The organism is Parabacteroides sp. AF19-14, from assembly GCF_003635485.1.
In the GTDB taxonomy this organism is placed as follows: domain Bacteria; phylum Bacteroidota; class Bacteroidia; order Bacteroidales; family Tannerellaceae; genus Parabacteroides; species Parabacteroides distasonis.
Genome location: NZ_QTMJ01000038.1, coordinates 1 through 14,013 on the forward strand (window position 1 = coordinate 1; position 14,013 = coordinate 14,013).

Below are 14,013 nucleotides of genomic sequence, written 5' to 3' on the forward strand. Positions count from 1 at the left end.
ACTTAAAAAAAATATTTTATAATAGTGTTGCGGAATTAAGGTTGCTTGAAAAAGATTGAATAAATGACGGTTTTCTCCATAAGAGAAATGTTTTGAATATGCAAAAATACATAAATTATTGAACATAATAGCATAAAACAAAGAAAAACCTTAATAGCCACCTCGTTAAATGTCGTGGTTACATAACAAATGTTGAGTAAACTAGATTGTATTTACAGCGAATAATCCCTGTAAATCAATTATATATGTTAAATATTTATGTCCTCTATTTCTCTTATGGAGAAAAATAGGAATGCGGCAAGATAAAAGACGGCATGAATGGTTGATATGACAGCCAAAAAAGACATAAATTACTATAATACAGACCAATACATAAGTTGGGATGAACTATGGGTATATCTTGACCTGCCGTAATAACTAAAAAACACACGACGAATGAGTACTCCCATAACCACAAGGGAAGATCTAACTAGAATCCAATGGTTCGCCATGAGCGCTTATAAAAACGAGAAAAAGGCGGAAGAGATGCTCAAAGGCAAGGATGGTCTAGAGTATTTCATACCGAAACACTATGCCGTAAGGGTCTATCACGGAGTGAAATCCAAAAGGCTTGTACCAGTCATCCCGAATCTCGTCTTCGTGCATGCTTCCCGAAAACAGATCACGGATTTCAAAAAAAAATATAATTTCTTACAATTCATGATGTGGGAGAAAAGCACGGGACTGAAATATATCGTGGTGCCGGATAAGCAAATGGAGAGCTTTATCAAGATTGCCTCGCAGTATGAAGAAAACACTATTTATTATAAACCGGAAGAGATTGACATACGGAAAGGTACCCACATATGTATTTACGGTGGCAAGTTCAATGGAGTAAAGGGCGTATTCATGCGGGTGAAAGGAAAACGTCGCCGCCGGGTGGTTGTGATGCTTGAAGGGATTATGGGTATATCGGTAGAAGTTCATCCCGATTTGATTGAAGTCATCAATGATTCCGATTGTGACAAATTTTGAGAGATGACACAAAAAGGAGATGATGAAGTTCCCCTTCCTCGTGGCCTTACACAAATAAAATAATATTTGAATATATGTATTTTTGGATTGTAAATTGTTCACTGGCATTTTTGCTTTGTGTTCTCTGTGCGGGTATCGTCATTCCCCAGATTCTGCTAATCGCTTTCCGTAAGAAATTGTTCGACTTTCCCGATGAGCGGAAGGTACATCATTGTGCGGTGCCCCGATTGGGTGGTATCGCATTCAAGCCGGTAGTGTTTTTCACCATAGCCCTGTTGCTAGGAATCAATATGGTGCTGGGACATTCGGAGATATTGTCCGAAATCGGGAACGACGTGTGCTCTTTGGCTTTTGCTTTCTGCTCCATCATGGTACTATATCTGGTTGGCATGGCCGATGACCTGATCGGTATCCGTTATCGTGCCAAGTTTGTCATCCAGATTCTGTGCGGCGTGATGCTTATTGCCGGTGGGGTATATATCAACAACCTATACGGTGTTCTGGGCATCCATGCGGTGCCGTTATGGTTAGGATATCCCCTGACCATCCTGATCGTGGTCTTCATCATCAATGCCATCAACCTGATTGACGGCATTGACGGGCTGGCTTCCGGGCTATGCAGTATCGCCTGCCTATTTTATGGACTGACTTTCTTTATGCTCCATCAGTATGTTTATGCCATGCTGGCGTTTGCCACATTGGGAGTGTTGGTACCATTCTTCTATTACAATGTTTTCGGGAACGCCAAACACGGAAGGAAGATCTTCATGGGCGACACAGGCAGTTTGACCATCGGCATGATGCTCTGTTTCCTCAGTCTCAAACTGACCATGTGCGGACTAGACGATAATACAGGAAATGTACATCCGATGGTGCTGGCCTTCTCACCCTTGCTGGTTCCATGCTGTGACGTGGTCAGGGTTTACCTGCATCGGGTACGCAACGGAAAGAACCCGTTCCTGCCGGACAAGAACCATATCCACCATAAGCTGCTTGCTCTCGGAATAAAGCAGCGCAATACCATGATCATCATTGTTTCCGTGTCAACTATATTCATACTGCTCAATATTCTTCTGTCCCTTTATCTCAATGTGAACTGGATCGTTTTGGGTGATATATTGATATGGACTCTCGCCAACATCAGGCTGACAAAATCTATCGCACAACTTCAATCGGAACAGAAAACCAACAAATAAAAATCAATAAATATGAAAATCAGATACATTTTATCCTTATTAACCGTGGCCTTTCTATTGGGATCATGTGCCACACCGAAAGTCGCTTATTTCACGGACCTGAAACGGGGTACCGCAGAGCAAGTCTTGAACCCGCTGGAAATCCGGATACGTCCAGAAGACAAGATTTCCATACAGGTCAACAGCAAAGACCCCTTATTAATGAACCTTTTCAACCTTCCGATCATATCCCGACAGATTGGTACGACATCAGGTACATCCAATAGTCAGGGAATATCAGGATATACAATAAATAAGGATGGGGATATTGATTTTCCTGTGCTGGGACATATCCATGTGGCAGGAATGACACGCGCGGAGATCGCCTCGTATATAAAAGAGGAATTGGTTTCAAAGAATCTCGTGAAAGACCCCGTTGTTACAGTGGAGTTTATGAACCTGACCGTTTCAGTGTTGGGCGAGGTTGCCACCCCCGGACGTTTCAATATCGAAAAGGACAAGCTGACACTTTTGGAGGCCTTAAGCATGGCCGGGGACCTTACCGTCTATGGGAAACGGGAAAACGTGCTGGTACAACGGGAGGAAAACGGGAAAAAAACCCTGTATCAGGTCAACCTGAATTCGGGATATGACCTTTATGCCTCTCCTGTGTATTATTTGCAGCAGAACGATATCGTTTATGTGGAACCCAACTCAATGAAAGCACGGCAGGCGACCGTCAACGGCAATAACGTCCGCTCAGCCTCTTTCTGGATGTCATTGGCCTCGTTGCTGACGACCATTACCGTGTTGATTGTAAAATAATATAGAATCAGATATGATGACCGTAAATCAAAAGAATATAAAACCGGGGCAGCAGGATGATTTCCTGCGAATACAGGACCTGTTATACCTGTGCCTCGCAAGATGGAAGTGGTTCGTCTTGTCTTTAGCGGTAACGATCGGTGCCGCTACTGCCTATCTGTTACGCACTCCTGCCGTATATACACGTACCGCTTCGGTATTGATCAAAGAGGATTCCAAAGGCAAGTCGGTCTCCTCGGATTTGGAATCCTTCTCGGAGTTCGGGCTGTTTCAATCCGGTACAAATGTGAATAACGAACTCATCACCTTTCGATCACCGTCTTTAATGACCGAAGTGGTTAAACGGTTGCGTCTGGATATGAATTACTTCGTTCGGGGAAAATTCCACCGTCAGGTAGCCTATGGACTGACATTACCGGTGGATGTAACGATAAATGACTTGCCTGAGAATGAATCAGCCGGTTTTACGTTGGAAATACAGCCGGACGGTACGTTATACCTATCCGACTTTATACGTAACGGGACAGATCTTGAAGAAAAGGACGTAAAGGGAAGCTTGCTCGACTCCATCACTACGCCATTGGGAAAAATCATTATCCATACAACACCCAATTACGTGAAAGGCGAGGCATATACATTATATGTAGGCAAATCCAGTCTGTATAACGCCGTCAACTCCTGCTCGTCCAATCTGTCCGTTTCATTGAACAGCGAGAAAGCGTCAGTCATAGACTTGTCATTCAAGGATAACTCCACACAGCGGGCAGAAGATGTATTGAGCATGTTGATTTCCGTTTATAACGAGAATTGGGTGAAGGACAAAAACCAGATCGCTGTCAGCACCTCAATGTTCATCAACGAGCGTCTGGGCGTAATCGAACGGGAACTGGGAAATGTGGACGAGGATATCTCCTCTTACAAGTCAGAACATCTGTTGCCCGACGTGCAGGCGGCATCGAGTATGTATATGGCTCAAAGCAGTGCGGCCAACGCGCAGATCCTGTCCCTGAACAACCAGCTTTATATGACCCGTTACATCCGGAACTATTTAGCCAACGATGCCAACCGTACCCAACTGCTTCCGGCCAACTCCGGCATTGAAAGCGCCAATATTGAATCGCAGATTGCCGAATACAACAAGCAACTGTTGCAGCGCAACAGTCTGGTTGCGAACAGCAGCACGGAAAATCCGCTGGTCGTGGATATGGATCAGGCTCTGGCATCCATGCGTGGGGCGATAATCAGATCTATCGACAATCAGATAGTGACCTTGAATTCGCAGATAAAAAGTTTGCGGCAGACGGAGCAACAGACGACATCACGTATAGCGGCCAACCCAACACAGGCCAAGTACCTGCTTTCGGTGGAGCGCCAACAGAAGGTAAAGGAAGCTCTTTACCTATTCCTGTTGCAAAAGCGTGAAGAGAACGAACTCTCACAGGCGTTCACGGCTTATAATACCCGCATTGTTACCCCGCCACACGGCAGCATGTTGCCGACATCCCCTGTGCATAAAAATATCTTTATGGTCGCATTCGCTCTGGGGCTGCTCATTCCGATAGTCATTATCTTCATGCGCGAGAATATGAATACCCGTGTACGGGGAAGGAAAGACCTGGAAAACCTGACTATACCGTTCATCGGTGAAATTCCGCTGTTCACAAGAAAGAAAAAAGGGATATTAGGAAAGAAACCGCAGGAAGTCAAGGCCGTTATCGTCAAGGAGGGCAACCGTGACATCATCAACGAGGCATTCCGCGTATTGCGTACCAACCTGGAATTTATGACCGGCAAGGACAAGACTTCGAATGTCATCATCATGACCTCATTCAATCCGGGCAGCGGCAAATCGTTTCTGACCATGAACATCGCCGTGAGCCTTGCCATCAAAGGAAAAAAAGTGCTGGTAATCGACGGAGACCTGCGCCACGCCTCTGCATCATCCTATATCGACTCTCCTGACAAGGGATTGAGCGACTATCTGGGAGGTCGTATCGATAATCTGGATGAGATCATCGTACCCGATCCGAAACATAAATCTATGGATATACTACCCGTGGGAACGATTCCTCCTAACCCAACGGAATTATTGTTCGACGAGCGGTTAAAGCAGACAATCGATACTGTAAGGGAGCAATATGACTATGTGCTGATCGACTGTCCGCCCGTTGAACTGGTGGCCGACACGCAAATTATTGAGAAACTGGCCGACCGTACCGTTTTCGTAGTTCGTGCAGGATTACTTGAACGGAGTATGCTTGCTGAATTGGAGAAAATCTACGAGGAGAAAAAATACAAGAACATGTCCCTGATCTTGAACGGGACCGAGGGAAGTGGCGGTCGCTATGGATACCGTTATGGCTATCGATATGGTTATCACTACGGTTACGGCTCAGGATACCACTAAGGTTCCGACGGAAAACAGGGTGGGGATAAATGGATGATTATTAATTAAAAAAAATAAAATGTTTTATATAAAAATACTCGTATCATTGTGTGGCCATTCAGGAAACGTATATCGCTGAAAGATAGCGGTATATTCAAGAATTTTACCGACTGTCACTCGCACATTCTGCCGGGTGTGGACGACGGTGTGCAGACGATGGAAGAAGCATTGGAAATACTGCGCCTGTATGAAGAGTTGGGCATAAAATCCGTATGGCTTACACCGCATATCATGGAAGATATGCCCAACACCACACTGCACCTCCGGGAGCGTTACGCTGAACTTCAAGCCACCTATAGCGGTCCGATAAAACTGCATCTGGCCTCAGAGAACATGCTTGACAACCTCTTCGAGGAACGGTTGGAAAAGAACGATCTGCTGCCCTTGGGTGAAAGCGGTGACCATCTACTGGTGGAAACCTCCTACTTTAACCCTCCGATGGGATTGAACAACATTCTGCTCCGCATCAAGGCTAAAGGCTATTATCCCATTCTTGCCCATCCGGAACGGTATGTTTATATGGGTGAGTCGGATTATCAACAATTAAAAGACATGGGAGTGAAGTTTCAGTTCAATCTTCCGTCAATAGCGGGTATGTATGGCAACCGGATTAAGAAAAAAGCCATGCTGCTATTAAAAGAAAAGGCTATTACTCATATAGGAACGGACATTCACAATTACAATATATTTCAAAAGTTCATTTGTACGAGTATTACAAAAAATATACAAAACTGTTTAATTGATAGTCAGACTGTTATAGTTTAAATAGATTATAATTATCGGTTATTAAGACCTGTAGATTCTGTTTAACTTTTTCTCTCTAGGTGGATTTGCATAAAATACATACAAAAAAATCCAACAGGCTGGAATTCAATGGAAATTGTAACAATCGACTTGGAGCAGATACACACAATCTCTCTTTTATCCAAACCAGTCTTAAAATAAATCATTACACCCCTATCAAGCAATAGGCTTGCAACTTCAACATAAAACAACAATCCATATGTCATTAACAAAAGTTTTAGTTACTGGTGGAGCGGGATTCATCGGCTCCAATTTATGTGAGTATTTATTGGCTCACGACTATGATGTAATCTGTTTGGATAATTTTTCCACAGGTAAACCTGAAAACATTTTTCCATTTCTACAACGATATCCGAATAAGTTTAAACTTATCGTAGGAGATATACGGAATCTGAACGATTGTAAGAAAGCTGTAGAAAATGTAGATTACGTTATGCATGAAGGAGCATTAGGCTCAGTTCCACGTTCTATCAAAGATCCTATAACTACAAATGAAACTAATATATCGGGATTCTTAAATATGCTGACAGCCGCTCGCGATGCCAATGTAAAGCGTTTTATATATGCAGCAAGTTCTTCTACATATGGAGACAGTCAGTCTCTTCCCAAAGTAGAAGATGTGATTGGTAAACCGCTTTCGCCTTATGCCATAACAAAGTATGTAAACGAGCTTTACGCCGATGTGTTTGCCAAAACCTATGGAATGGAATGTATCGGCTTACGATATTTCAATGTTTTCGGTCGTCGTCAAGATCCATTCGGGGCATATGCTGCGGTGATTCCTTTGTTCGTTAAGAAATTCATGGCTCATGAGAGTCCTGTCATTAACGGAGATGGTGAATATAGCCGCGATTTTACTTATATAGACAATGTGATTCAAATGAACATGCTGGCTATGACCACGACAAATCCGAATGCAACCAACCAAGTATACAATACTGCTTTCGGAGAACGCACCACATTAAACCAGTTGGTCGGTTACTTGAAAGAATTTTTGAGTGAATTTGACCCCGAAATTGCCAACGTGAAAATAATTCATGGTCCCAACCGCTTGGGGGATATTCCCCATTCCTTGGCATGTATTGATAAAGCAAAATCCCTTTTAGGTTACAATCCTCAATACAGTATGCGTGACGGTTTGAAAGAGGCTGTCAAATGGTATTGGAAGAATATTTAAAGTAATAATAACAGATGAAATTATGAATGAAACTAAAATTTGCGTAATTGGTCTTGGTTACGTAGGGCTCCCTTTGGCTCGTCTTTTCTCGACAAAGTATAAAACGATAGGTTTTGACATGAACCAAGCTCGTGTGACTGCTTTGATGGCAGGTCATGATGCGACACTCGAAGTGTCAGATGAACTACTCCAATCTGCCCTTGCCAATGGTTTTAAGTGTACTGCCAATATAGAGGAAATCCGTGATTACAATTTTTATGTAGTTGCCGTTCCCACTCCGGTAGACAAAAACAACAATCCGGATTTGACTCCGCTTTACGGTGCCAGCACAACTGTTGGTAAGGTAATCTCCAAAGGGGATATTGTGGTGTATGAATCTACTGTTTATCCAGGTGTTACAGAAGACGAATGTATCCCGGTTGTGGAAAAAGTGTCCGGATTGAAATTTAATGAAGATTTCTTTGCTGGCTATAGCCCTGAACGTATAAATCCGGGAGATAAACTTCATACAGTAGAAAAAATCAAAAAGGTTACTTCCGGTTCTACGCCTGAAATAGGTAAGAAAGTAAATGAGGTATATGCTTCTGTAATTACCGCCGGTACACATCTCGCTCCTACGATGAAAGTAGCGGAAGCAGCCAAAGTAATAGAAAACTCACAGCGTGATATCAATATCGCATTTGTGAATGAGCTATCCAAGATATTTACTAAAATGGGCATTGATACACAGGATGTACTGGAAGCAGCTTCTACCAAATGGAATTTCCTGCCATTTAAGCCTGGGCTGGTTGGAGGCCATTGCATTGGAGTTGATCCGTATTATTTGGCTCAATGTGCACAACGTCACGGTTATAATCCTGAGATAATCTTAGCCGGTCGCCGAATGAACGACGGTATGGGGGAATATGTGGCCAACCAAGTTGCGAAATTGATGCTGAAGAAAGGAATACAGGTGCTCAACTCTCATATCCTCATATTAGGGTTTACTTTTAAAGAAAACTGTCCTGATGTGCGGAACACAAAGGTTATAGATATTTACAATGCTTTGCGAGAGTATAACGTACATATCACCGTATATGATCCTTGGGCCAATCCTGATATAGTTATGCGAGAATATGGAATCTCGGTAACGAACCAACATCCTTTGGATAAGAAATTCGATGCGGCAATTATAGCTGTAGCACACGAACAGTTTATAGGCTTTGATGTAAAAACGTTACTAAATGCTCAACACGTCATATTCGATGTTAAAGCTATCTTTGAAAAAAACGTTGTAGATGGTAGACTCTAATCGGATTGTCTCCTTTGACATATTGAAAGGGGGAGGAATTTTATTGGTCATCCTTGGTCATATACAAATCCCTTACATGTTGAAAACCGTTATTTACAGTTTTCACATGCCCCTTTTCTTTTTTGTGTCAGGCTGTTTCTTTCGTCCAATCAGTTTGAGAGAGTTTTTTGCAAAAAAGACCAGACAATTACTGATTCCTTGGGCCTTTTTTGCCTTTTTGTTGTTCGCATATTTGTTCGTTTTGAAACTTAACGAAACTCATAATTGGGCAAAAGCGATCTCGCTCCCTGTAACGAGTATGTTTGATGGTTTTCTCGGTGATGAAAACTCTTTTATTTTATTTCATGTAATTTGGTTTTTAATTTGTTTGTTCGAGGTTTCATTCGTTTATTTATTGATACATAAAATCACCCCTACAATAAAGCATTAACAATCAGCGCATTATGTATATTATTATATGGAGTAGGATATTGGTTAAATGCTAATAACATTGATTTGCCATATTTTATTGACACAACAATGTCTACCTTGATTTATTACCATCTTGGTTTTTGCTTCATGCGGAACAAATGGTACGGCATGAAGGTTTCACCGATATACTCATTATTCTTGCTTATTATCGCCATTGTTTTCATCGTTCTATTTCCCTCTTACGTTGACTTAAAATCAAACAATTTTCCATTGCATCTATTGTTGCTTTCAATGGTTTTTATTATGAATTTTTATTGGTTTATCAATTCATATTTTAATTCGAGAAAGCTGAAACTTATTCCATTGGATAAAATATTGATTTGGTGTGGAATTAACAGTTTGGCATTATTGGGGCTACATATATTATTTGTAGATACATTCTGGATCGTGCGCAATAAGTTACATCTTGTAAACTACAGTTGGACCATATTGGAATTTGCACTCATTGTTGCAATATGCTATTTTGCGACAACCTTAATAAAAAGATACATTCCGTCTGTATTAGGAAGATCATAAGCTTGCTATGAATAAGACATCGTCCGTAAATAATAAAAAAATATTCAAGAATACAGTGGCACTTTATGCACGTATGTTGCTGTCCATGATTGTATCACTATATACATCACGGATCGTGTTAAATGCACTTGGTGTAGATGATTATGGCATTTATGGACTTGTCGGCGGTATTGTTGTCCTATTTAGCTTTTTGAATGTAACGATGAGTGGAGCGACTTCACGCTTTCTTACAGTCGAACTTGCCAAAAATGACCCTCGACAACTCCAACAAACATTCAATACAGCCTTTATATTACATATAGGAATTGCAATTATAGTCTTGTTTTTGGCTGAAACGGTCGGACTTTGGCTGTTATTCGAAAAATTGAACATTCCAGATGAGAGAATGAGTGCAGCTGTTTGGGTGTATCAATTTTCAATAATTTCCTCAATGGTCAGCATCACTCAAGTTCCATACAATGCGACTCTTATTTCGCACGAAAAAATGGACGTGTATGCTATTGTGGAAATTGTTGGATCACTGTTGAAGTTGCTGATCGCTACACTTCTACTTATTACAGTATGTGATAAGCTCATTTTATATGGAGGACTTATGCTCTTATCTTCATTCTTGATTGCAATGACATATCGCATTTATTGCATTAGGCATTATGACGAATGCCGGATTAATTGGGAATGGAATAAGGTTATCGGCCGTTCTCTGTTTAGCTTTTCAGGATGGAATCTTTATTCCAATATTTGCTTTACTACTCGTCAACAGGGAACAAATATGTTGCTTAATATATTTGGCAGTACAGCTGTTAATGCCGCAGCCGGATTGGCAACAACTGTGCAACTGATGATTGAACAAGTATCAACCAATTTGGTAATGGCTTCGAGGCCGCAAATTATAAAGCAATACGCATTGACCGATTTCAATGCCATGATACAATTACTAAAGCAAACTACTTGTTTGGCAAATGTGTTATATCTGTTGGTTGCTATTCCTTTTATCTCTGAAATACATTATGTAATGAATTTATGGCTCGTGGAAGTTCCTCCATATACAATTGAATTCTGTATTTTATTGATAGTCTCAAGCTTCATATCATTGAATAATAATATTATATATATTGGAATACAAGCTGTCGGACGTTTGAAATTTTATTCATTTATGGCGGGGACAGTATCATTATCAGTCATTCCGATACTTTGGTTATTGTTTAGTAAAGGTATCGGCTTGACTTGGGCTTTTGGATTGCCTATAGTGAGCACATTATTGATTTATATCGTTTGCTCATATACACTCCATCATTATGTTGAAGATTTCAAACCGATACGTTTTTTCTTCACAACGATGGTAGTGAATCTTTTCATAAGTATTCCTTCTTTTACCGCAATCCTACTCATACAACATATCTTGGTTGAGTCCTTTACAAGAGTGATTATCGTGGCTCTTAGTTCTTCAATAATATTGGTTGTTCTGTCCTATTATGTGCTATTAGACAAAGAAAATAAGAAAAAAGTAAAAGCATTGATTTTAAACAAATTAAAACGATGAATAAAAACATACTTATAATTACTCCTTTTTTTCCGCCACAGACTCATGCTGCGGTATTTAGGGCATTTAAACTTGTAAAATATCTTAAACGTACAGGTTGGAATCCGATAGTACTGACGGTTAATCGTAATTATCTATATTTAGAAGATCCTGATTTGTTGGACGAAGTCCAAGACGTGCCTATTTATCAAGCCAATTATATAGAACCGACATTGCGCGGCCTTAGAATGTTGCTTGGAGGAGAAGATACTTCACTCAAAGCCATTACAGCCAAAGCAAAAACTATTGGTGCACAGTCAAAAAGCACGGATACAGTCACCTCTAACAAGCAATCTTTATTCGGTAAGTTTTATAAATATATACTAGACCGATGGATTCAAGTTCCCGACCGCTTTAGATTCTGGGAAAGAAGTGCCGTGAGGATGGGACGAAAAATAATTAAAGAACATGATATATCTATCATATATACCACTTGCCTGCCTTTTACCTCAAATAGAATCGGTATGCGACTTAAACATCTAACCGGAGTAAAATGGGTTGCTGATTTCAGGGATCCTACCACATACGCTAAGCGAATGTATTCTGATTATTTTCCTGTTTTTGCCAAGCAAAAGAAAATTGAACAAGATACTTTTAAATACGCTGATGCTATTACTGGTCTGTCGGGAGCATACCTGAATATATTTAATGATTTATATGAGGGACGATACTCAAATAAATCATATTTTATTCCAACTGGAGTAGATGATGATTATTTGCCTTCTTTTCAAAATAGAGAAAAAGAGAATTATATAATATTCGTGGGTGAATACCTCCATGAATATAAAGATAATTTCTTGAAAATATTTGCCGAAGCTGTCAATTCTAAGGAATTAAAAGGCAAGGGTTGCACCCTTAAAATTGTGGGTAATAAGAATATCAATCAAAAACAAACGGAAGAATTTGTCAATGATTTGGGAATCTGTAACAACGTGGAATATATCAATCATGTACCGCAGCGTAAATTGTATGAATTGATAGTTAATGCAAAAGCAGCAGTACTTATTCCCGGACACACGGCTTTATGGTGGACTAATTTCGCAAAAATGGTCGATTATATCGCATTACAAGTGCCTGTATTAGCAATGGTGCCCATGACTAGCGAAGCACGAACCGAATTGATAAAAGCAGGCATAGGTATTTTTATAGATACTCCTCAGCAAGGTGTTACTGTCATCAAACAAGTATTTAGCGAAAAATTTCCAATGACGGCAAACAAAGAATATTGCCGCCGTTACTTGGCATCGCAACAAACAAAATCTTTCATTGATATTTTCCAAAAAATACAATAGAGATGCATATAGCGTTTTTAACTACAGAATATCCGATATTGGGTATGAAATGTGGCGGAATCGGAATTTTTATCAAACATTTGTCTCATCTTATCGTTAAGAGTGAGACTGGTGTGAAGGTATCAGTTGTGTATTGGGGCAATAAGTTTACAGAAACTGTGTGGGACGATGGTATATCTGTGATACCTATAAACCAGCCTCATAAGTCTCCATTTTCTTCTTTTATCAATAGAAGGTATCTAAATAAAAAGTTAAATCTATTAGTGGCAAAGATTGGCATCGACCTCGTTGAATCTATCGACTGGGAGGGACCTTTGGCTTTTTGTAGTTTATCTGTACCAGTAGTTACAAGATTACATGGTTCAAATGTGTATTTCGATCATTTGTCTGGAAACAAAACTCCATGGAACGTACGGCTTATGGAATATAATGCTTTGCGTAATTCTGATGCCTATATAGGAGTTAGCCGACAGGCTCTCGACCTGACGGATAAATTATTCAGTCTGTCTTCGAATAAGAGAAAATGTGTAATATATAATCCTGTGGATATAAACATGCCCCCTCTTTCATCTAGTGACATGAACAAAAATACAATAACGATACTTTATTGGGGGACAATTGTTGAGAAAAAGGGGGTACTTGATTTGCCTCTTATTTTCAACAGGATATGCGAGCAAAACGACAATGTCAAACTCATTCTCATCGGACAGGATGCAGTAGTGAATGGTTCTTCGACATGGGAAAAATGCAAATCTCTCTTTTCAAAGCAATCGATCGGTTGTGTATCGTATTTAGGTCGCTTACCTTATGACAAGACTATGTCATACGCTAACAGTGCCGATATTTGCATATTTCCAAGCCATGCAGAAACTTTCGGTTTGGTCTTACTGGAGGCAATGTTACTGCGGAAGGCAATTGTTTGTTCCGATATCGATTGTTTTCAAGAGATTATAGGAGACAGTAACTGTGTTTGCAAATGCAGGGTGAAACGTATCGATGAATTTGCAGAGGCTTTGCAACGGCTAATCTCGAATCCCATTTATAGGTGTGAACAAGCCGACAGGGCTTATCTAAATGCAACTGCTAGATTCAACACCAACGAGATAGTGGCACAAAACATCGAATTTTACAATCGAGTTATAAGAGATAGCTCCAAACATCATGTAGAAGAATCCTACCTCAACTGCTTTATTAGAAAATTTAAACGGACTTTTTATTTATAAAATCACATATTCATACGAAGGGGAGTTAAGGCTTTTTTTGTATTGCCATCTTGAAGAAAGTCAAACATTTCAGTACAACTACGTAAAATATAGAAATGCTTCATTATAGTGAAATTTCTGATAGAGTATAATTCCTAAACGAAGTGATTAATTTCTTAACCTCAAATCCGCAACTAAGCTCTTCAGCGTCCTTCTTGCGT

The 14,013-nt window shown here is 40.3% G+C and carries 11 protein-coding genes; all 11 read left to right on the forward strand.

Features of this window, described 5'->3' with window-relative positions; genetic code table 11:
• The first annotated feature begins 435 nt into the window (after positions 1–435).
• Positions 436–1,014: a UpxY family transcription antiterminator gene (locus DWX33_RS21620; protein ID WP_005868833.1), complete on the forward strand. Its 579-nt coding sequence runs from the start codon at positions 436–438 to the stop codon at positions 1,012–1,014.
• Positions 1,015–1,088: 74 nt separating this feature from the next.
• Positions 1,089–2,210: an MraY family glycosyltransferase gene (locus DWX33_RS21625; RefSeq protein WP_005868835.1), complete on the forward strand. Its 1,122-nt coding sequence runs from the start codon at positions 1,089–1,091 to the stop codon at positions 2,208–2,210.
• 12 nt (positions 2,211–2,222) lie between these two features.
• Positions 2,223–3,014: a polysaccharide biosynthesis/export family protein gene (locus tag DWX33_RS21630; RefSeq protein WP_005868837.1), complete on the forward strand. Its 792-nt coding sequence runs from the start codon at positions 2,223–2,225 to the stop codon at positions 3,012–3,014.
• A 16-nt stretch (positions 3,015–3,030) separates the two neighbouring features.
• Complete coding sequence (locus DWX33_RS21635; RefSeq protein ID WP_008782414.1) at positions 3,031–5,421, forward strand: polysaccharide biosynthesis tyrosine autokinase; 2,391 nt, start codon at positions 3,031–3,033, stop codon at positions 5,419–5,421.
• Positions 5,422–5,508: 87 nt separating this feature from the next.
• The gene (locus DWX33_RS21640) at positions 5,509–6,225 is read left to right on the forward strand and encodes a tyrosine-protein phosphatase (RefSeq protein WP_005868841.1); all 717 of its coding nucleotides are present in this window, start codon (positions 5,509–5,511) and stop codon (positions 6,223–6,225) included.
• Between the two features lie 238 nt (positions 6,226–6,463).
• Positions 6,464–7,441 (forward strand): SDR family oxidoreductase, encoded by a 978-nt coding sequence (locus DWX33_RS21650; protein WP_005868843.1) that lies wholly within the window; start codon positions 6,464–6,466, stop codon positions 7,439–7,441.
• 22 nt (positions 7,442–7,463) lie between these two features.
• Complete coding sequence (locus DWX33_RS21655) at positions 7,464–8,732, forward strand: nucleotide sugar dehydrogenase (protein ID WP_005868845.1); 1,269 nt, start codon at positions 7,464–7,466, stop codon at positions 8,730–8,732.
• A complete protein-coding gene (locus tag DWX33_RS21660) occupies positions 8,719–9,162 on the forward strand; it encodes an acyltransferase family protein (protein WP_005868848.1) in 444 nt (147 codons plus the stop codon). The genes DWX33_RS21655 and DWX33_RS21660 overlap by 14 nt, the downstream gene beginning before the upstream one ends.
• Positions 9,163–9,726: 564 nt before the next feature.
• Positions 9,727–11,259, forward strand: a complete 1,533-nt coding sequence (locus DWX33_RS21670) for a lipopolysaccharide biosynthesis protein (RefSeq protein WP_005868853.1) — start codon at positions 9,727–9,729, stop codon at positions 11,257–11,259.
• Positions 11,256–12,590, forward strand: a complete 1,335-nt coding sequence (locus DWX33_RS21675) for a glycosyltransferase (protein ID WP_005868855.1) — start codon at positions 11,256–11,258, stop codon at positions 12,588–12,590. Before DWX33_RS21670 ends, DWX33_RS21675 begins: the two co-directional genes overlap by 4 nt.
• 2 nt (positions 12,591–12,592) lie before the next feature.
• Positions 12,593–13,813, forward strand: coding sequence for a glycosyltransferase family 4 protein (locus DWX33_RS21680; RefSeq protein WP_117984103.1), 1,221 nt, complete (start codon positions 12,593–12,595; stop codon positions 13,811–13,813).
• Positions 13,814–14,013 lie beyond the last annotated feature (200 nt).

Excerpts from the sequence above, each read along its gene's own strand:
- DWX33_RS21620 (WP_005868833.1), top strand. The coding sequence starts at position 436 with ATGAGTACTCCCATAACCACAAGGGAAGATCTAACTAGAATCCAATGG.
- DWX33_RS21625 (WP_005868835.1), top strand. The coding sequence starts at position 1,089 with ATGTATTTTTGGATTGTAAATTGTTCACTGGCATTTTTGCTTTGTGTT.
- DWX33_RS21630 (WP_005868837.1), top strand. The coding sequence starts at position 2,223 with ATGAAAATCAGATACATTTTATCCTTATTAACCGTGGCCTTTCTATTG.
- DWX33_RS21635 (WP_008782414.1), top strand. The coding sequence starts at position 3,031 with ATGACCGTAAATCAAAAGAATATAAAACCGGGGCAGCAGGATGATTTC.
- DWX33_RS21650 (WP_005868843.1), top strand. The coding sequence starts at position 6,464 with ATGTCATTAACAAAAGTTTTAGTTACTGGTGGAGCGGGATTCATCGGC.
- DWX33_RS21655 (WP_005868845.1), top strand. The coding sequence starts at position 7,464 with ATGAATGAAACTAAAATTTGCGTAATTGGTCTTGGTTACGTAGGGCTC.
- DWX33_RS21660 (WP_005868848.1), top strand. The coding sequence starts at position 8,719 with ATGGTAGACTCTAATCGGATTGTCTCCTTTGACATATTGAAAGGGGGA.
- DWX33_RS21670 (WP_005868853.1), top strand. The coding sequence starts at position 9,727 with ATGAATAAGACATCGTCCGTAAATAATAAAAAAATATTCAAGAATACA.
- DWX33_RS21675 (WP_005868855.1), top strand. The coding sequence starts at position 11,256 with ATGAATAAAAACATACTTATAATTACTCCTTTTTTTCCGCCACAGACT.
- DWX33_RS21680 (WP_117984103.1), top strand. The coding sequence starts at position 12,593 with ATGCATATAGCGTTTTTAACTACAGAATATCCGATATTGGGTATGAAA.